16 protein-coding genes are annotated in these 19,524 nt (G+C 41.8%); 11 read left to right on the forward strand and 5 right to left on the reverse strand.

What is annotated here, in order from left to right:
• Positions 1-121: 121 nt before the first annotated feature.
• Positions 122-1,156 (reverse strand): DUF2891 domain-containing protein, encoded by a 1,035-nt coding sequence (locus tag ACE1AT_RS12895; protein ID WP_374868855.1) that lies wholly within the window; start codon positions 1,154-1,156, stop codon positions 122-124.
• Positions 1,157-1,319: 163 nt separating this feature from the next.
• On the opposite strand from ACE1AT_RS12895, the gene ACE1AT_RS12900 reads away from it, so the two are divergent.
• Positions 1,320-2,225: a bestrophin family protein gene (locus ACE1AT_RS12900; protein WP_374868857.1), complete on the forward strand. Its 906-nt coding sequence runs from the start codon at positions 1,320-1,322 to the stop codon at positions 2,223-2,225.
• Positions 2,226-2,334: 109 nt separating this feature from the next.
• Here ACE1AT_RS12900 and ACE1AT_RS12905 read toward each other — a convergent pair whose 3' ends face one another.
• Positions 2,335-3,183 (reverse strand): M28 family peptidase, encoded by an 849-nt coding sequence (locus tag ACE1AT_RS12905; RefSeq protein WP_374868859.1) that lies wholly within the window; start codon positions 3,181-3,183, stop codon positions 2,335-2,337.
• 115 nt (positions 3,184-3,298) lie between these two features.
• Here ACE1AT_RS12905 and dnaK point away from each other — a divergent pair, with 115 nt between their 5' ends.
• From dnaK to ACE1AT_RS12925, 4 genes are all read left to right on the forward strand, one after another.
• Positions 3,299-5,419: a molecular chaperone DnaK gene (dnaK, locus tag ACE1AT_RS12910; protein WP_374868861.1), complete on the forward strand. Its 2,121-nt coding sequence runs from the start codon at positions 3,299-3,301 to the stop codon at positions 5,417-5,419.
• Positions 5,420-5,698: 279 nt separating this feature from the next.
• Positions 5,699-6,685, forward strand: coding sequence for a DnaJ C-terminal domain-containing protein (locus ACE1AT_RS12915; protein WP_374868863.1), 987 nt, complete (start codon positions 5,699-5,701; stop codon positions 6,683-6,685).
• A 225-nt stretch (positions 6,686-6,910) separates the two neighbouring features.
• Positions 6,911-7,393, forward strand: coding sequence for a J domain-containing protein (locus tag ACE1AT_RS12920; RefSeq protein ID WP_374868865.1), 483 nt, complete (start codon positions 6,911-6,913; stop codon positions 7,391-7,393).
• Positions 7,394-7,412: 19 nt separating this feature from the next.
• Positions 7,413-7,685: a DUF3143 domain-containing protein gene (locus tag ACE1AT_RS12925; protein WP_374868867.1), complete on the forward strand. Its 273-nt coding sequence runs from the start codon at positions 7,413-7,415 to the stop codon at positions 7,683-7,685.
• Between the two features lie 151 nt (positions 7,686-7,836).
• Here ACE1AT_RS12925 and ACE1AT_RS12930 read toward each other — a convergent pair whose 3' ends face one another.
• From ACE1AT_RS12930 to lysA, 3 genes are all read right to left on the reverse strand, one after another.
• Positions 7,837-8,586 (reverse strand): isoprenyl transferase, encoded by a 750-nt coding sequence (locus tag ACE1AT_RS12930; RefSeq protein ID WP_374868869.1) that lies wholly within the window; start codon positions 8,584-8,586, stop codon positions 7,837-7,839.
• On the reverse strand, positions 8,583-9,506 hold the full coding sequence (gene cdaA, locus ACE1AT_RS12935) for a diadenylate cyclase CdaA (protein WP_016863557.1): 924 nt from the start codon (positions 9,504-9,506) through the stop codon (positions 8,583-8,585). Before cdaA ends, ACE1AT_RS12930 begins: the two co-directional genes overlap by 4 nt.
• 131 nt (positions 9,507-9,637) lie before the next feature.
• A complete protein-coding gene (gene lysA, locus ACE1AT_RS12940; protein WP_374868871.1) occupies positions 9,638-11,104 on the reverse strand; it encodes a diaminopimelate decarboxylase in 1,467 nt (488 codons plus the stop codon).
• Between the two features lie 260 nt (positions 11,105-11,364).
• On the opposite strand from lysA, the gene rimI reads away from it, so the two are divergent.
• The 6 genes from rimI to ACE1AT_RS12970 all read left to right on the forward strand — a co-directional run bounded on the left by rimI (position 11,365) and on the right by ACE1AT_RS12970 (position 19,505).
• The gene (gene rimI / locus ACE1AT_RS12945; RefSeq protein ID WP_374868873.1) at positions 11,365-11,919 is read left to right on the forward strand and encodes a ribosomal protein S18-alanine N-acetyltransferase; all 555 of its coding nucleotides are present in this window, start codon (positions 11,365-11,367) and stop codon (positions 11,917-11,919) included.
• Between the two features lie 434 nt (positions 11,920-12,353).
• Positions 12,354-14,822, forward strand: a complete 2,469-nt coding sequence (locus ACE1AT_RS12950) for an ATP-dependent Clp protease ATP-binding subunit (protein ID WP_374868875.1) — start codon at positions 12,354-12,356, stop codon at positions 14,820-14,822.
• 131 nt (positions 14,823-14,953) lie between these two features.
• Positions 14,954-15,139: a DUF3096 domain-containing protein gene (locus tag ACE1AT_RS12955; protein ID WP_374868877.1), complete on the forward strand. Its 186-nt coding sequence runs from the start codon at positions 14,954-14,956 to the stop codon at positions 15,137-15,139.
• A gap of 461 nt (positions 15,140-15,600) precedes the next feature.
• Entirely contained in the window at positions 15,601-15,993 is a 393-nt protein-coding gene (locus tag ACE1AT_RS12960) for a hypothetical protein (RefSeq protein WP_374868879.1), read from the forward strand.
• An 82-nt stretch (positions 15,994-16,075) separates the two neighbouring features.
• A complete protein-coding gene (locus ACE1AT_RS12965; protein ID WP_374868881.1) occupies positions 16,076-18,274 on the forward strand; it encodes a HEAT repeat domain-containing protein in 2,199 nt (732 codons plus the stop codon).
• A gap of 13 nt (positions 18,275-18,287) precedes the next feature.
• Positions 18,288-19,505, forward strand: a complete 1,218-nt coding sequence (locus tag ACE1AT_RS12970) for a hypothetical protein (RefSeq protein WP_374868883.1) — start codon at positions 18,288-18,290, stop codon at positions 19,503-19,505.
• The last annotated feature ends 19 nt before the right edge of the window (positions 19,506-19,524 follow it).

Raw genomic sequence — 19,524 nt, forward strand, 5'->3', positions numbered from 1 at the left:
TCACCTTACATCCTATAAGTTAGAAGTTATGACTCAAAGCGTCTTGCGTTGATGTTATCTTGACATAATTTGGAACTCATAGCCTAAAATTACCACCAAACAGCAAAACACCCGAATTCGGTCATTTGCACAACCCACGAGTTGTTACCAAATAAACTACAAAAGTCCCTAGCCAGTGACTACTCGCATAGTGTTCACTGACAGCATCAATGATGCTATTCTGACGATGTAGAACAGCAGCAGTACGAAGTGTATTTATTCGAGGATCGGTGTTTGGTAAGCCATAAATTATCCCCTCAAGCATCCAAGCACGACTGAGATTTAAACCATGAAAATGGGATTGTAAATAGTCTTGAGGATTAGTTACTTTTACAGGTTGTAGCCAGTTGACTGACTCATCAATTGGTAATTGTGGCTGAAAATCAGTTAGCCAGTCAGCAAAATCTGTCGGTGAAAGAATTCGCCGCACGAGATCAGCTTCCGCAAGACAGGGAGAGATAAAATCATAACCGAGTGGTTCTAAATTTAACGGATAGCTGCGATCGCTCAAATAAAATTTTCGGATTTTGTTTTCAATCAAATCAATAAAGTTCTCGTTTTTGGTAATTCGCGCCCAATCTATTACTAAACCCAGCGCAAACGCCGTTTGACTATGGGTTCCTGTGCGGTTAGGAAATTCCAGATTTTGTAGCCATCGCTGAAAGTTACTTGCAACCAAGGTTTCTAGCGGTTCCAACACAGCCAGCCATTCTTGAGCTTGGTTGTCGTTCCATTCTCGCAATTCCGCAGCCAGTTGCAACAGCCATGCAAAACCGTAAGGACATTCAAAGTAAGGATGTTTATGTAAATGGGCTATTTCCCCTTGAATTTTTTCAGGTGTAAAGCTTTGAGTTAGGGCTTCTCTGAGTATAGTTTGAAAAGTGGCTTCAGGAAAATAACGGGCTAGACGTGCGAGTAACCAGTGTCCATGTACAGCCGAATGCCAATCTAAGCAACCATAGAAAGTTGGTGTTAATTCCCTTGGTGGTTTAATATCTTCATCGTTATTAAACCAATAAATACCACTATGTGGATACTCTTGCTTGATGCAGCCGAGTACTAATTGGACAAATTTTGTTGCGATCGCTATGTCAATTTCCATAGCTTTGATTTTCATGGTGACTACAACAGTAATTAGTGTTTATTTTCAGCCTCATTGTCCCACTAAAAACTTCAATAGTTCATAATCTCTAAACAAAAATGTTTTCATTAAAGTATACTTATATCTTAGTATGAGAATGGCTGCAACAGTTAATTAAATAATATTTCCAATTTCTTGCATGATCCCCGAAAAATTAAAATGGTGGCAAATAGCTTTTCAGATCAAAGGTTCAGTGATTAAATCGACTTATAAACGTGTAATTGGATTCGGATTTTTTGGGTTGATTGTCTCTATACTGTACTATTTTAAGCTTCCGGTATCGCAACCAATTTTAGGTAGTGTTATTCCTAGTATTGTCTTAGGTTTATTACTTGTCTTTCGCACAAATACAGCTTATGAACGTTTTTGGGAAGGTAGAAAATGCTGGGGCAGTATTGTGAATACAGTCCGCAATCTCGCAAGGCAAATTTGGGTATCAACACAAGAAGAATCTCCAGTAGATAGAGACCAAAAAATTGCAGCATTATATTTATTAGTAGCATTTGCTGTTGCAACTAAATTGCACTTACGCGGAGAAACTGTAAATAAAGAATTAGAAGAATTAATGCAAACATCAAAATATATAAAGTTAAAAATGATGAATAATCCACCTTTAGAAGTGGCGTTTTGGATTGATGATTATTTACAAAAACAGCATGATCGCAATTGTATGAATAGTTATCAATTAATCGCAATGCGTGAATTGTTAAATCAATTGGTGGATAATTTAGGTGCTTGTGAACGAATTCTCAAAACACCAATTCCTTTAGCTTACACCATTCATCTCAAACAATTACTCTTGCTGTATTGCCTACTACTACCTTTTCAAATTGTAGATAGTCTAGGTTGGTGGACAGGTTTAATAGTAGCTTTAATAAGTTTTACTTTGTTTGGGATTGAAGCCATTGGTTTAGAAATCGAAAATCCTTTTGGCTATGACATCAATGATTTACCATTGGATGCTATTTGTAACACTATGAAACGCAATATTGATGATTTAATTAGCTTGAGTCCTAGTACGCGATCGCACACCGAAAAAGTCTAATAATGACTAAATTATTCCCCCTCATCCTCCTCCCTTGTCCACGCCACGTGCTACAACGCTCTTAACCCGCAAGGGCGCAGTGGCTCCCCTTGTCTTCCTTCCCCAATCTTCACAACCGCCGAATTCCCTTTTCCAAACCCTGACAAACACCAGTCAAGAAATCTAAATCCAAAGTTGCAATTGTATCACTAGGTTTGTGATAGTGGGGATTTCGTAAAAATGCCGTATCTGTAATCATCATGGCTGGATAACCTGCATCCCAAAAAGGGGCATGATCACTCTGTCGAGTTTGCCTTATGATATGACCTTTATTGGGTACTGGTAGCCATTGACTTGCTACACCAACTTTACGAATACTGCGGCTAATGCTAATTAAATCTCTTAGAGTTCGCCAATTACCGATTAAACCAATAAAATCGCCACGACTAGGATAAATATGCTGTAAAGGCGGTGGGTAAATTTGGGAACCGGGGTTCGAGTCACAGTAACCTAACATTTCGAGAGAAATCATTAAGCGTAAAGATTGCTGTTCTCGTTGCAATTTAGCTACATATTCAATGCTACCTAATAACCCATATTCCTCCATATCAAAAGCTACTAGCCGCAGAGGATATTTAATAGGTTCTGTAGCAAACATGCGTGCTAACTCTAGTAAAACTGCTACACCTGTAGCATTATCATCAGCCCCTGGGGAACCAGGAACAGCATCATAATGAGCGCCAATTAAAATTGGTGGCAAGTCTCTCTTTTGTAAACCCGCAGCAGCAGGTAAATTTAAGATCAAATTTTTGCAAGCTTTACCACGCACATAAAAGGTGTGGATATCCACACTCCCCCACTGTGCAAATGAGGCGCGAATGTATTCTTGAACAAAAAAATGGCCAGCACTTGCTATGTAAGGATCGCGATCGCGGACTATCTGAGTCAGATGAGTTTCCAGTTGGTTTTTTAAATTCACAAGATTCTAGCAGCGAACCTGGTTGAAGGTGTATTTATCAACAGCAAGATACAATAAATCAAGCATTAGTTCTAAACAAAAAAACTATATAGAAATAGTAGGAGAAACGTAACGCATGGGCAAGGTAGTAGGCATCGACTTGGGTACAACGAACTCTGTTGTCGCCGTCATGGAGGGTGGTAAGCCGGTGGTTATTGCCAATGCAGAAGGAATGCGAACAACTCCCTCCGTAGTTGGCTTTAGTAAAGACGGCGAACGCTTAGTAGGACAAATGGCACGACGTCAAACTGTTCTCAACCCTCAAAATACCTTTTTTGCAATTAAACGCTTCATGGGACGTAGGTATAGCGAACTTAGTCCAGAATCAAAGCGCGTACCTTATACAATTCGTAAAGATGAAGTTGGTAATATAAAAGTTGCCTGTCCCCGCATGAATAAAGATTTTGCCCCAGAAGAAGTTTCGGCAATGATTCTCAAAAAACTAGCAGAAGATGCTAGTAAATACTTGGGCGAACCGGTAACAGGAGCAGTAATTACCGTTCCAGCTTATTTTAACGATTCCCAACGGCAAGCAACGCGGGATGCTGGTAGGATTGCTGGTTTGGAAGTTTTGCGAATTCTCAACGAACCAACAGCGGCTTCTTTGGCTTATGGTTTGGATCGCGGCCAGATGGAAACCATTTTAGTCTTTGACTTGGGTGGTGGTACATTTGACGTGTCAATTCTGGATGTTGGTGATGGTGTATTTGAAGTCAAAGCTACCAGTGGTGATACTCAACTCGGTGGTAATGACTTTGATAAAAAAATAGTCGATTGGTTAGCAGAACAATTTCTAGAACAAGAAAAAGTAGATTTAAGACGAGAACGCCAATCTTTGCAACGTTTGATGGAAGCTGCGGAAAAAGCCAAAATCGAACTTTCTGCTGTTAGCGTCACTGAAATTAACTTACCCTTCATTGCTGCAACAGAAGAAGGGCCTGTACACTTAGAAACTCGCTTGACTCGTTCCCAGCTTGAAGGCTTGTGTGACGACTTACTAGGGCGATTACGTGTCCCTGTCAAACGGGCGTTAAAAGACGCGGGACTCACCCCCAATGATATTGACGAAGTTGTACTAGTAGGTGGTTCTACACGAATGCCTATGGTACAGCAATTAGTACGGGCAATGATTGGCATAGAACCCAACCAAAACGTCAACCCTGATGAAGTTGTAGGAGTGGGTGCAGCTATTCAGGCGGGTATTCTCGCGGGTGAACTGAAGGATGTACTGTTATTGGATGTGACACCTTTGTCTTTAGGATTAGAAACTATAGGCGGTGTCAAAAAAGTATTAATTCCCCGCAACACTACTATTCCTGTACGCCGTTCGGACATTTTTTCTACATCAGAAAATAACCAAAATACTGTGGAAATTCACGTAGTTCAGGGCGAACGGGAAATGGCAACAGATAACAAATCTCTGGGACGTTTCAAGCTGTATGGCATTCCCCCAGCACCTCGTGGTATTCCCCAAATTCAAGTAGCATTTGATATCGATGCTAACGGGATTTTACAGGTAACAGCTTTAGATAGAACCACAGGTAGAGAACAAAGTATCACAATTCAAGGTGCGTCTACCTTAACTGAAAGCGAAGTTCAACAAGCGATTCGAGAAGCCGAGAAATTTGCTGATGTAGACCGACAGCGTAAAGAAAAAGTAGAAAAACGTACCAGAGCTGAGGCTTTAATTTTACAGTCCGAAAGACAACTGCGGGAAGTGGCACTAGATTTTGGTATGGCATTTGCCCGGAACCGTCGTCAACAAATCGATAATATTTGTCGGGAACTGCGCGAAAGTTTAAAAGAAAATGACGATCGCGGCATTGATCAAGCCTACGCTGACTTGCAAGATGCTTTGTACGATCTCAACCGCGAAGTTCGCCAGTACTACGCTGAAGAGGAAGATGATGATTTGTTGGGTGCAATCAAAGACATTTTCACAGGCGGCGGTGATAAAGAACGGGATAATCCTCGAGATTCTTTGCGCGATCGCGATTACTATGACAAAGACTATAACCGCGGCTACAGCAAAGATTATGACCGAAGCCCCAACCGAGACTATGACCGAAGCCCCAACCGAGACTACGACAAAAGCTATGGTCGAGACACCCGTTCCTCCGCTTTTGACAGTGGTGGTTCTTCACGCCGTTCTCGCCCCAGCTATCAAGATAACTGGGATGATGACGATGATTGGTAATCAAGTCTGCTAGGTACCGAAGATTACACACCTCACTATCCGATGTACTACTGCTGCAAAATACTGGTATTAATTAGAAAAAGGTAATGAAATTTATCTGAAATTCGGATTTAGTCATCATTAATAGGTAATGAGTAATAGTTAGTGGTTAGTGGTTAGTGGTTATTTGTTTTTTCCCAACAACTTAACTAACCGCTAACAATTAACTATTAATAACCAAAAACCAACTACCAACTATCTTAAGAAATTAAAAACTAAATTTCAAATAAACAAACGATTATGCAGAATTTGCGGAATTTTCGTGATTATTATGAAATTTTGGGAGTATCCAAAGATGCTACCAATGAAGATATTAAAAAAAATTATCGACGTTTAGCTAGGCAGTATCACCCAGACCTGAATCCAGGGAACAAAGCAGCAGAAGATAAATTTAAAGATATCGGTGAAGCTTATGAAATTCTCTCCGATCCAGCGAAGCGGGCGCAGTATGACCAGTTTAGCCGCTACTGGCAGCAAAAAGGCTTCGATAAACAAGCACAGAAGAAAGCTTGGGGTGGAGATAACCGTAGCAATGGTCGGGGTAATCAGGATGTAAATCTAGGTAACTATTCTGATTTTACTACCTTTATTAACGAAGTTATCGGTGTAAAAACTGGTAGAAATGGCACATCTACCACTACTAATACCAATAATGCCGATCCATTTCGTAGCCCCAGAACAAAAGTTGCATACACACCAAACCAACGCCCTACACGTCGAGACATCGAAGCAAGATTGTCTCTACCCCTAGAAAAAGCCTATCGTGGTGGTGTAGAAAGAATTCGCTTAGAAGATGGGCGATCGCTAGAAGTAGAAATGCCTGCTGGAATGGTAACAGGTCAAACTATTCGTCTGCGTAATCAAGGCATTAATGGCGGCGATTTATACTTAAAAATTACCGTCGATCCTCATCCACTTTTTAAAATCGAAGGTACAGATATTTACTGCCAAATCCCTATTACTCCCAGCGAAGCTGTATTAGGAGGTCAAGTCGAAGCACCCACCCTTGATGGTTTGGTAAAAATGACTATTCCTCCAGGAGTCAGGTCTGGACAAAGATTACGCCTGGCTGGTAAAGGTTATCCCACCGACAAAGGTAAACGCGGTGATCAATTAGTAGAAATTCAAATAGTTACTCCTAAAAATATTACTAAAGAAGAACGAGAGTTATACGAAAAAATTCGGCAGATGGAAACTTTTAAACCCCGCGCTGATTTATTTAGTTAGCACTATTAGTGATTGGGTATTGGGCATGAATCAGTGATCAGTGATCACTGATCAAATTAAACTGTTAACTGTTAACTGATAACTGATAACTGAGAAGTTGTCCCCCTCCCCTTTCCTTGTCCCTTCTTCCACTCTACTTAAGCCGGGAGTTGCAGAGTAAGTTTAGAATATTAGAAAAAACTTTATCGCTTAGTGAATCAAACAGCCGTGAATCAGAATGGTGCAATGTCACAAAGCTGCGAAACGACGACGTATTACACCCTGCTAGGATTGCATCCCAGTGCATCGCCAATTGAAATCCGTCGTGCTTATCGAGAATTGAGCAAACGCTATCATCCTGATACGACCAGCTTACCTACAGTTGCTGCCACTGCTAAATTTCAGCAACTCAATGAAGCCTACGCTACTCTAAGTAATCCAGAACGACGGTTAAGTTATGACCTGAAAATTGGCTATTCTCGGTTTGGAGTGATTCAAGCACCACCGGATCTAAACCGTCCCGTTTCCCGTTCTTACGACTGGTCTAAATCAGCTTATCTTGATGCTAGTGATCGCCCTCTCTCTGCGGGTGAAATTTTCGCTTTGTTTATCCTGGGTTTAACATTTTTAGGTTGCTTAGTGCTAGCGATCGCTGTTGGTTTAACTCGTGGCGAAGCTGCTTTCCAACCTGTAGGATTAATATTACAACTCTTAAGTTTTAATTTTTAATTTTTAATTTTTAATTGTTATGTCTCTTCCCCCTTCTGAAACACCACTATATAATCACCCTCTTCCCCAAATCGAGCAGTGGTTAAAACAACAAGGCTGTGAACAGGATGAAAAGCAGCTACATTGCTGGCGCGTCCAGCGTCCTAGTTGGCAAGCAGAACTTTGGCTAGACATTGAGCAAATTATAGTTCGGTATGTCAATGCTGGAGACAGTGGACAAGATATTCAACGCGCCTTTAAATATTCCTTGAGTCGGCGAGATGTAGAACAAGCCGTGTTCTCCGGGCCTTAATTGGGGCCCTTGTCCCCCTTGTCCCCGATCCCCACCCCTTCGCCCCTAATCCCCACTCCCCCAAGGGAGTGGGGACCCCGAGTTCCCCAGAGGGGGCCCCACCTGCCCCTTATCCCCAAAGGGGACCCCTACCTTCCCCGATCCCCAATCCCTACACCTTCCCAAACCGCCTTTCTCGTTGTTGATACGCACACAAAGCGCGGTGGAATTCATGGCGATCAAAATCAGGCCAGAGAGTCTCAGTTATATATATTTCTGAATAGGCTATTTGCCAGAGGAGAAAATTTGAAACTCGCATTTCTCCACTGGTACGAATTAATAAATCGGGGTCACAGATGCCCATGGTATAAAGATGACGTTCAAACGTCGCTTCATCAATTTCATCTGGCTGGAGTAAACCTTGTTGGACTTTTTGGGCGATCGCTCGACAAGCTTGGATAATTTCTTGTCTACCGCCATAATTTGTGGCGATTGTAAACTTGATCCCGCGATTATCTTTCGTTGCTTCCACTGAACGGCTAATCTCTGTTTGTAGCGATCGCGGTAAGCTGCTTAAGTTTCCCACAAACTGAATTTGCACATTTTCTTCAACCATTTCCCGCAGTTCTTGACGCAAGACTCGTTGAAATAGGGTCATCAAAAAATCTACTTCTTCATGGGGTCTTCCCCAGTTTTCTGTGGAAAAAGCATAAGCCGTCAGTGCTTCGATCCCCCAATCTTTACAACAACGAAGCAAACTTTTTAAGGCATCAACACCAGCTTTATGACCCATAATTCTGGGTAATCCTTGATGCTTTGCCCATCGACCATTGCCATCCATAATCACTGCAACGTGCTTGGGCAGTAGTTCTCGTTTCAAGTCAGGGGGCAAATGTTGCAGTTCAGTTTGTTGTGCTGTCATTTTTTGTCTCGCGATGCGGTCGATGGTAATCCGAGTAAACGTGAAACTAATGCTAAGGCCTGACTACGAATCTGACGACCTAGACTGATTAAACCAGGGGCAACAGCCTCCCGATCCACAGTTGGTGAAAATCTCATTTCTAAAGACTCTTTCAGCTTCGTAATCGTCAGTGGTCTATTTAGAGTTCCCTTTTCTGCCAAAGAAATAGAACCTGTTTCTTCAGATACAACGACACAAATGCAATTCTCGACCCGCTCAGTTATTCCCATTGCCGCCCGGTGGCGTGTTCCCAACTGCCGCGAAGCCGTACGTCCCGAAAGTGGTAATATTATACCCGATGCCACAATCCGAGAACCCCGTATCAATGTAGCACCATCGTGTAGAAGAGTCTTCGGTTGAAAAATTGTTTGTATTAGCTCTTTGGACACTTCAGCGTTCAGTTTTACTCCTGGTACAGAAAAATCCCGTTCATCAATAGGCCCAGTCGTTTCCAAAATTAGTAGCGCACCTATCCGATTTTTCGACAGTTCTCTGACTGCTTCGACTATTTCATCAATTACACTATCAGATTTAGGAACTGCCAAACGGGACGGTTGAAATAATTGCCAGAATTCACCACGTCCCAATTGTTCTAAAAATCGCCGAAACTCGGATTGGAGAGCAACCGCCATGGCGACAGCACAGCCAATGACTAACTTTTCCAGTACGAAATTTAACAACTGTAGCTGCAACTTACCACTGATGGCTGATGCCAGCATCAGAATAATAAAACCTCGCACCATCCAAAGTGTCCGGCGCTCACTAATAATAACTAGTATCATATAGGTCAGCGCCAGTACTAAAACAATATCCAGTGTCTCAAGCAGCAAAGGCTGAGACCATCCTTGGTTTATCAGCCATTGCTTCCACCAATCTCCCATGACATCTGGCGTGAAAGTATGAAGTGTGAAATCTGAAGGATGAAGTATGAAGTATGAAGTCTTGAAATATTAAGTATAAAGTATGAATTTTTCATTCTTTATTCTTCATCCTTTCTTCATCACTTCAACCTTTATTCTTCATCCTTTTTAAGTCTCTCTGGTAAGCAATCCTGTCGAATCAAATCCTGATAAGTTTCGCGTTGCAAAATCAAATTTGCTTCGCCATTCGCTACTACAACAGCAGCTGGTCTAGGCAAGCGGTTGTAGTTAGATGCCATACTGTAATTGTAAGCACCTGTAGCCATAACTACGAGAATATCTCCAGATTCAATTTTCGGTAACTGAGCATTCTTGATCAGAATATCCCCAGATTCACAATGCTTACCAGCAATAGTTACCGTTTCTGTCAAAGGCTCAGACATGCGGTTAGCAACTACAGTACGATACACTGACTGATAAGTAATTGGACGGGGATTATCAGACATGCCACCATCAACTGCTATGTAGGTGCGAATATCAGGAACAACTTTAGAAGAACCTATAGTGTAAGCCGTGATACAAGTTGTGGCAATTAGCGATCGCCCTGGTTCAGACAATAATTTTGGTAGTGGTAAATTTTGCTCGGCACAAGCTTGTTGAATTACTTCACAAATTGGTTTGACCCACTCTTCTATACTAGGGGGATCATCCGATTCTGTATATTTTATTCCCAAGCCTCCGCCAACATTTAACTCTGTCACGCTTAAACCGTAACCAGCAGCTTTACTCATCCACTGCACCATCACAGATGCTAAATCCTGATGAGGTTGGCGTTCAAAGATTTGAGAACCAATATGAGCATGTAAACCGATACAGTTTAATACAGATTGCTGACTGACAAAAGCAAATAATTCATCTAAATCATTGGGATCAAAGCCAAATTTACTATCCAAGTGTCCCGTACGAATATATTCGTGTGTGTGGCATTCAATACCTGGTGTCAGACGAAGCATGATCCGGATGGGAGATGAAGACAACGAAGAGGAGGAAAACAACAAGGCAAATTCCCCCTTGTCCCCCGCTTCTTTTTTGTCCTCAAGTATCTCCACCAAAGTCCGCAACTCATACCAGTTGTCCACAACAATAGTGCAACCAGACTTAATTGCCAAAGTTAATTCTTCTGGCGACTTATTATTGCCGTGGAAGTAAATCTTATCAGGACTGACACCTGCACTTAAGGCTGTATAGAGTTCGCCTCCTGATACCACATCAATTCCTAAACCTTCGGAAGCGGCGATCGCACAGACTGCCAAACAACTCCAGGCTTTGGAGGCGTATAATACTTGAGATTCACCCTTGTAATGGCGCTGGAAACTTTCCCGATACTGGCGGCAAGCTGTTCGCAGGGTTTCTTCATCCAAAATATATAGAGGTGAACCGAACTGCTGCACAAGAGTTGTTACATCACAACCCCCTATTTCTAGGTGATCTTCTTCGTTAACTTTGGCACTCAGTGGTAAAAGTTCTTGATTGGGTGAAAGATTTATGTTATTGCTAGCTGATTGCGGTAAATACTGTCTACCAGAAAGTTGAACCCCAGCAGGGTGAGTCGATACCATAAATATTAAGAGTTGTCCTTAGTTCTAATTACAAGCGACGAGCGGATATGCCGATTCCCAGTTTACCGAATAACGTGCTTGTTCGTCCCTGTCTTTTGCAAGAGCTAGGGAGTGGGGAAGGTGGGGCCCCCTCTGGGGAACTCGGGGTCCCCACTCCCCCAAGGGAGTGGGGATTAGGGGCGAAGGGGCAACGGGGATCGGGGATAAGGGAGAATTTATTTCAATGCCTACAATGACCAATGACCAATGACCAATGACCAATGACCAATGACCAATTAAAACTAAAACTAATAACAGCAGATGATTTGAATCTGGTCTTAGAACTAGATCAGGCGTGCTTTAGTGGTCTTTGGACGTTGGATGGCTATAAGCGAGAGTTAGATAGTCCTAACAGCGTTTTACTCGGTTTATTTACACCTTTATCTCCCGTAAAATTGCTGGCAATGGGTTGCTTTTGGTCAATTTTAGAAGAAGCCCACATTACTATTTTGGCGGTTCATCCCCAATACCAGGGTCAAGGGTTAGGACAGGCTATTCTTTATTTTTTGCTTAAAAATGCTCACGAACTGGGCTTGGAACGAGTTACCTTGGAAGTCCGAGTTTCTAACACAGCAGCAATTTCTCTATATCAAAAATTTGGTTTTAAAACAGCAGGACAGCGAAGGCGTTACTACACAGATAACGATGAAGATGCTCTAATTCTCTGGTTAGGAAATATCCAATATCCAGAATTTCAAGATTATTTGGAAAAATTGCGGCTCAAACTGAGCGATCGCCTCAGTCAATTTGATTGGTCAATAGTCGTTTGTCAATAGTCATTTGTCATTGGTCAAGGGTTGTTAATTACCACTAAGCACTTCCAGCAACAAACAAGCAACAACCAAATTCATGAATTTTATTTAAATTTTTATTACAAAATTTTAAATTTTAGGTGATTTTACTACCTATAAAAATTTTTCATAGTGTTCAATGTCAAATTGACAGTTACCAAAAAATATGATAAATATTTTTGCTTGGGATTGGCATTAAAAACTTGCAAACCCAATTTTTATTTGCTTGTCAATCTCTACAAAGACGGTAAATTCAGGCTCCTCAATACACAGTCAATAAAAAGTAATAAAAAGTTAGCAATTTCCCATCAACGCTGGGTGATCCCGATTGAGTGTCTATTTCTTTATACAGACATTCAATCTATTTGCCTGTGCTAAAATCAGCGTACCGGCACGACGCAGGTGATGGGAAAAATGCCATGTTTGAACGCTTCACAGAAAAAGCCATTAAGGTAATCATGTTGGCCCAGGAAGAGGCACGCCGCCTGGGACACAATTTCGTTGGTACCGAGCAGATCCTCCTGGGTCTGATTGGAGAAGGTACCGGAGTGGCGGCTAAGGTGCTGAAATCCATGGGTGTCAATCTCAAAGACGCTCGGATTGAAGTAGAAAAAATCATAGGCCGGGGTTCGGGCTTTGTCGCCGTGGAAATTCCGTTTACGCCACGGGCAAAGCGAGTTCTGGAACTATCCTTGGAAGAAGCGCGCCAATTAGGGCATAACTACATTGGCACCGAGCATCTGCTGTTGGGCCTGATCCGAGAAGGGGAAGGTGTAGCAGCCAGAGTGCTAGAAAATCTGGGTGTAGATCTTTCAAAGGTAAGAACTCAAGTTATCCGGATGCTGGGAGAGACCGCCGAGGTTACACAAGGTGGTCCATCACGCGGCAACAAAACCCCGACCTTAGATGAGTTTGGCTCGAATTTGACCCAAATGGCAGTTGACGGCAAGCTCGATCCAGTGGTGGGACGCGCCAAAGAAATTGAGCGGGTGATTCAAATATTGGGTCGCCGCACAAAAAATAACCCAGTTTTAATTGGGGAACCAGGAGTTGGTAAAACCGCGATCGCCGAAGGTCTGGCACAGCGTATTGCCAACAAAGATGTCCCGGACATCCTGGAAGACAAGCGCGTAGTCACTCTGGATATCGGTTTACTTGTAGCAGGTACAAAGTACCGGGGTGAATTTGAAGAGCGCCTGAAGAAGATCATGGATGAGATTCGGCAGGCTGGCAATGTCATTTTAGTCATTGACGAAGTACACACCCTAATTGGTGCAGGTGCGGCAGAAGGGGCAATTGATGCAGCAAATATCCTCAAGCCAGCCTTGGCTAGAGGTGAATTACAGTGCATTGGTGCCACAACCTTAGATGAATACCGCAAGCACATAGAGCGAGATGCAGCCTTGGAACGCCGTTTCCAACCAGTGATGGTCGGTGAACCTTCGGTTGATGAGACAATCGAAATTTTGCATGGTCTGCGCGATCGCTACGAACAACACCACAAGCTCAAGATTTCCGATGAAGCTTTGATTGCGGCGGCAAAATTATCTGACCGTTATATTAGCGATCGCTATTTGCCAGATAAAGCTATCGACTTAATCGATGAAGCTGGATCTCGCGTCCGTCTAATTAACTCCCAATTGCCACCCGCAGCCAAAGAGTTAGATCGAGAACTGCGCCAATTATTAAAAGAAAAAGATGATGCAGTTCGCGCCCAAGACTTCGACCGAGCCGGAGAACTACGCGATCGCGAAATGGAAATCAAAGCCGAAATTCGCGCGATCGCTCAAAGCAAAACCGGTACAGGTCGCCCAGAAGGTGAAGAACCAGTAGTTACAGAAGAAGACATTGCCCACATTGTCGCTTCCTGGACAGGTGTACCAGTCAACAAACTCACCGAGTCCGAGTCCGAAAAACTGCTGCACATGGAAGACACCCTGCATCAGCGCCTAATTGGTCAGGAAGAAGCTGTGAAGGCTGTTTCGCGGGCAATTCGTCGCGCTCGTGTCGGCTTAAAGAACCCCAACCGACCCATTGCTAGCTTTGTCTTCTCCGGGCCTACCGGTGTCGGTAAAACCGAGTTGGCAAAAGCATTGGCATCTTACTTCTTTGGTTCAGAAGAAGCGATGATCCGCCTAGATATGTCCGAATACATGGAGCGCCACACCGTCTCCAAGTTAATCGGTTCACCTCCAGGCTATGTTGGTTACAACGAAGGTGGTCAGCTCACCGAAGCAGTACGTCGTCGTCCATACACCGTGGTGCTATTCGACGAAATCGAAAAAGCCCACCCCGATGTTTTCAACATGCTGCTGCAAATTTTGGAAGACGGTCGTTTAACTGATGCCAAAGGTCGCACCGTAGACTTCAAGAACACCTTACTGATTTTGACTTCCAACATCGGTTCCAAGGTAATTGAAAAAGGTGGCGGCGGTATCGGCTTCGAGTTTGCTGAAGACCAAAGCGAATCGCAGTACAACCGCATTAAGTTCTTGGTCAACGAAGAACTGAAGAACTACTTCCGTCCAGAATTCCTCAACCGTCTGGATGAAATTATCGTTTTCCGTCAACTGAACAAGCAAGAGGTAATGCTAATTGCCGACATTATGCTCAGAGAAGTATTTGGTCGTCTCACCGAGAAAGGAATCAATCTCGAAGTGAGCGATCGCTTCAAAGAGCGTTTGTTGCAGGAGGGTTACAATCCCAGTTACGGTGCAAGACCCCTACGTCGAGCCATTATGCGCCTACTAGAAGACAGCCTCGCAGAAGAGATTCTGTCTGGTCGCATCAAAGAAGGCGATACCGCCATTGTTGATGTCGATGAAAGCGGTAATGTCACGGTCAGAGGCGAACAGCGCCGGGAATTGATGACACCTGGAGTTGAGTAAGATTTTGGGTTGAATCTTAGAAATTTGAAAAGGTAGAGGGGTTACAGCCTCTACCTTTTTTGTTTACAAAATTTAGTTTTTTCTTGATTGCAATAATATTATAAATAAATTTATATCGTATAAAAAAATTTATGTTTGACATACCAATTTTGCTTGCCCAAACAACTAATACTATTCAAGTAGGTATTAATATTAATGGCGTTGTTGCACTCATCGCAGGAATATTGATTCTGATACTTCCCAGACTGCTTAACTATATAGTGGCAATTTATTTAATAATTATTGGACTAGTGCAGGTTTTTAATTTACGGATTTGATTTTAAGACAGATCATTAAATATGCATATGTAAAAAATTTTACTTTGTAACTTATTGATCTAATTGTCCAAAATTATTAACAGTTTGATTTGTTTAAAGCAGTATTTAAGACACAAAATTATAGTTAGTGATATAGATTTTACTGTAAAAACCTGTAAGTAATTACCGAAATTTACCAAAAAATTACATAAATATGAAGAATAGGTGAGTGTTATTGCTGAGTTGGCACTATCAAGTTACATTATGCTTCATATATAGTAAAATACATAAATTTATCATATTAATATCTTGCAGCAAGCATTAGAAGTCGTGTCTACACACATAAAACCCACTCCCACGGGTTTAAACAGTTAGTCTGTTTTGGCGATGAAACAGTACGTTGAAGGTGTAAAAAATTTTAAATAAGCGAAATTTTATAAATTATTGTTTAGAATTTGTATTTAATTTCAGGAGATGAGGTAATGGAACCGATTAGTTTGATTGTTGGCGCACTAGCCGCAGGTGCTGTAGCTGGTACAAAGGCAATTGCAGATGAAGCCATTAGAGATAGTTATCAAGGTTTGAAAATACTTGTTCAACAAAAGTTTGTAGGGAATCCATCAGCAGAATTGGTGTTAGCTGAACATGAACAAAAGCCAGAGATTTGGCAAGAACCACTAAAAGCAAAACTAATAGAAGCTTCGGTTCACAAAGATCAAGAAATTATCAAGGCAGCCGAAAAACTCATCACACTGATAAATCATACTCAAATCGGTTCACAAACTATTGATAACCGTAGTGGTGGTGTTTACTTTGAAAAAGAGACCAAGATCACAGGAGATGTGGTTGGCGGTAATCAAAATAAGTTCAGCTAGCAAATACCTGGTTAAGGTGTTCTTTGGAATGTAACTAGGTGACTGATTTACCATCTTGAGGATCTCAGAGGAAAATAAGCCAATGAGTGATGAACTCGAACAGGCTCCCTCATCTATAGAAGAAACTGATGAGAAATTAGAGGAGGCTGCTGAAAGTCAGAATACAAAAGCATCAAATACCACCAACTCAGTAGAAGATTTAATCAAGGACTTTGCAGGGAAAGATAAAGCCGAAGACATTTCTGATTTAGTGCGATCGCTTGGTGTTGCCAATGTATATATTGACGCTCGCAGTGGTGGTGCTTATTTTACAGATCAAGTAGATATTACTGGTGATGTAGTCGGAGGTAATCAGACTAAAAGGACTAAACGCAGTTCTGTAAAAGAAGTTGCGGGACAAATATTGAGTGCGAATATCGAAAAAATACGTAGTGTTTATGTAGAAACTGATAGCTATCAGCACGTAAAAACTATTTTAGACGAGAAACACCTACTTATTCTCCAAGGACATAGGCGGTTTGGCAAGCAAACTACGGCAATTCACCTACTTTCTACTTTCAATGCAGAAGAGATTTTTGAAATCGACCCAGCTATTACAGACCTGAGTTCATTCCAGTGTGAAGCCAAGCAAGTATATTTAATTGATACATTGGCTGTTGATAGCGCGGAGAAACTCAATGGTTATGTATTGAATGGTCTGAGTCGGAAACTCAAACAACAACAAAGTCATCTTGTCATCACCCTAGAAAGTCACCTTTCCATTTCTCAAGAAAGTTTGGGAGGATATCTCTTTCATTGGAAGGACTTACCATCTACTGACAAATTGTTAGAAAAACATCTGAGATGGTACATCACAGATCAAGCAATGCTTGATAGTGGTTATTCTGTAGCGCAGTCAGATGCTGTGCGTCAACTACTCGCCAAGCAACTTTTACCGAGTGAGATTGATACATTAGCGTCACTCTTAGCCAAGGTAGCAAGCCACGAACTACACCTTGAAGAAGCATTGGCCCGTTTTGGCTATAGCGCCTACGAGCAAGTGAAAAACTGGTTTGAGCAAGACAAGCGAGAATTCAGCCAACGCATCTTTATGATTACTCTGGCGGTTCTCAGTGGAAGTAGCTATCAAGCAGTCAAGGATGCTAGTCAACGCTTGCAATTGCTCGTCCAACCCCCATCAAAAAAAGACGAGGAATCTGATCCTACACCAGTATTTTATCAAACACGTAGTCAATTACTCAAAGAGGTTTTTGCTAATTTAGTCCCAGGATACGAAAATACTGAGTTTGGACGCACTCCTGTCGAACTAGTTGAATTTAAGAATCCGACATTTCAGCCTGCTGTTATATCTTATGTTTGGCATGAATATGACTATCTACGCGAACCATTGCTGATCTGGTTACAGGAACTTGGTTCCCATGGTGATTCTGAAGTTCGGATTAGAGCCGCAGCCGCAATTGGCGAACTGAGCAAGTATGCTTTTAGAGATGTTCTCAATCAGGTATTGCGACCTTGGGCAAATAGCCAAAATAGGAGTTTGCAAAAATTAGCAGCCTTAGCTTTAAGTGTTCCAGTATTTGAAAGCAATCTTGCTCCCCAGGTACTGGGATTGTTGCATTCATGGAGTACTTTAAAAAATAATTCTAACTTGCGTTGGACTGCGACATCGGCTTATGGCGGGTATGTCGGACTGCGCTTTCCAGATGCTGCACTGCGTGATTTATTTGCCATAACTTCCTCTGGAGAAGCATCTTTGTTTTCCGCAGTTATCGAAAGTATAGTCAATCTGTTTGCAAGCGGCAAATTTTTACCAAATCAATATTTCAACATCCTTAGTGCTTTGCAAGAATGGACAGCACAAACCAAAATAACCACACCCAACCAATTAGGTTTACTCATTTTTTGGCGACTGATGCGTGAAGACAAAGTTCGCGTGGATGTGACAGAAATTAATAATAATCATGTACCAACACTATTATGGCTGGCACAAGAAAACCAGATATATGAAGACTTAATTGTTTGCTTATTACGACGTGCTTTAAACTTCAAAGCCACACGTGTATCTATACTCAATGAAATTCACAACTGGCTGAAATTCGTTGATTATGACCACAGATTCAAGCGAGTATTGGGACGAATAATTTACACATTAGTAGTTCAAGGAAACGAGCGTGAGCGAGAAAGAATCCTTTACAAGCTCAACCAGTGGGCTTTGATAGAACCGCCCAACTCTGCAAGTGAAATTTTATCAGTTATTAAAAAGCATTTACAAATTTACTAACGGAGGTAATAAAGTGACGGAAATCTACAACCCTATCCTGATTAGAGAAGAAATTTCACGTTGGCGAATTTTACAGTCACGTCCAATTCCAGATCCAGGAACTGCGCTAGTTTTTGCGGCGGAAGGACAATCTTTACTTACTATTAAACAAGGTGAAAAAGGCCCTACCAGTGGGGAAATGCTGTGGGGTAAATATCATTTGGTTTACAAAGTAGACATGACCGAACATCCGTTACGGTTTGTGTGCAACTTACCTTGTAAAACAGATGCTTTTGATTTTCAAGCAGATGTTAAGTTTACTTATGCGGTGCGTGATCCAGAAATGATTGTCAAACGCAGCGTTACTGATGTGCGCCAAGTTCTAGAACCTTTAATTACTGAGGTGATGCGAAACATCAGTCGTAAATACGAGGTTGAAGAAAGTGGTGCTGCGGAGCGAGAAATCAGCGACCACATCAAAAAGGCTATATATGATGAAGGTTTCTCCCTTTATCAGTTCACAGTTTCTCTGTTTTTAGAACAGGAAGCCCGTGAGCGAATTAGAGAGAAAAAACGCTTGCAAGATGAAATTGAACGAGAAAAAATCCGCCAAGCTTTAGAAAAGCAGAAAGCGCAATTAGCAATTGAACAACAAAAACAAAGAGAGCAACTAGAATTAGAGCGAATTCGGCAACGTAATCAATTCCAACGGGAAGAAGAAAAAACCCACATTCAGTCAGAAATAGAGTTACAAAAGCTTAAGCAAGATTTAGAAATAGAAAAAACACAGTTTGATATTATCCAGACGCGGCAAAAAGAACAACTAGAACTAGAATTACGCAGACAGCGTGAACAATTTGAACTTGAGAGTATGAAAATCAAGATGGAGTTTTACTCTCCATTGTTGCAAGGTGGAAACTTTCAGTTGCTTGCACTTCAACTAGCACAACGCCCTGAAGATGTGACAGTAATTTTACAAGCGCTTAACCAACAAAAGCAAGGTGAAAGAGAACATCAGGTCAAAATGCTAAAAATGTTGCTAGATGCAGATGCACTTGAAGGTTCACAAATTAATGAAGTTGGAAAAAACCTTCTGCGACAGTTAGTCGGATTAACAGAACAATCTACTGCTGTGTTGGAAAGTCGTTCCGTAGATATCTCAGAAACGCAAGAAGCTTTACCAGAAGCAGACAGCCAAGAGAACAATAATTCTACATCTGATATTCCCGAAGAATTTCGACGAGAAGAGTAGTTTTAGTATTTTATGACAT

Origin of the sequence: Pelatocladus sp. BLCC-F211 (assembly GCF_041928655.1) — a bacterium.
Classification (GTDB): Bacteria; Cyanobacteriota; Cyanobacteriia; order Cyanobacteriales; family Nostocaceae; genus Pelatocladus.

What these genes read in the sequence shown, in the direction of transcription:
- ACE1AT_RS12900 (WP_374868857.1), top strand. Translation starts at nt 1,320, where the DNA reads ATGATCCCCGAAAAATTAAAATGGTGGCAAATAGCTTTTCAGATCAAA.
- ACE1AT_RS12920 (WP_374868865.1), top strand. Translation starts at nt 6,911, where the DNA reads ATGTCACAAAGCTGCGAAACGACGACGTATTACACCCTGCTAGGATTG.
- cdaA (WP_016863557.1), bottom strand. Translation starts at nt 9,506, where the DNA reads ATGGGAGATTGGTGGAAGCAATGGCTGATAAACCAAGGATGGTCTCAG.
- lysA (WP_374868871.1), bottom strand. Translation starts at nt 11,104, where the DNA reads ATGGTATCGACTCACCCTGCTGGGGTTCAACTTTCTGGTAGACAGTAT.
- ACE1AT_RS12950 (WP_374868875.1), top strand. Translation starts at nt 12,354, where the DNA reads ATGTTTGAACGCTTCACAGAAAAAGCCATTAAGGTAATCATGTTGGCC.
- ACE1AT_RS12895 (WP_374868855.1), bottom strand. Translation starts at nt 1,156, where the DNA reads ATGAAAATCAAAGCTATGGAAATTGACATAGCGATCGCAACAAAATTT.
- ACE1AT_RS12960 (WP_374868879.1), top strand. Translation starts at nt 15,601, where the DNA reads ATGGAACCGATTAGTTTGATTGTTGGCGCACTAGCCGCAGGTGCTGTA.
- ACE1AT_RS12955 (WP_374868877.1), top strand. Translation starts at nt 14,954, where the DNA reads ATGTTTGACATACCAATTTTGCTTGCCCAAACAACTAATACTATTCAA.
- ACE1AT_RS12965 (WP_374868881.1), top strand. Translation starts at nt 16,076, where the DNA reads ATGAGTGATGAACTCGAACAGGCTCCCTCATCTATAGAAGAAACTGAT.
- ACE1AT_RS12925 (WP_374868867.1), top strand. Translation starts at nt 7,413, where the DNA reads ATGTCTCTTCCCCCTTCTGAAACACCACTATATAATCACCCTCTTCCC.
- ACE1AT_RS12930 (WP_374868869.1), bottom strand. Translation starts at nt 8,586, where the DNA reads ATGACAGCACAACAAACTGAACTGCAACATTTGCCCCCTGACTTGAAA.
- dnaK (WP_374868861.1), top strand. Translation starts at nt 3,299, where the DNA reads ATGGGCAAGGTAGTAGGCATCGACTTGGGTACAACGAACTCTGTTGTC.
- ACE1AT_RS12915 (WP_374868863.1), top strand. Translation starts at nt 5,699, where the DNA reads ATGCAGAATTTGCGGAATTTTCGTGATTATTATGAAATTTTGGGAGTA.
- rimI (WP_374868873.1), top strand. Translation starts at nt 11,365, where the DNA reads ATGACCAATGACCAATTAAAACTAAAACTAATAACAGCAGATGATTTG.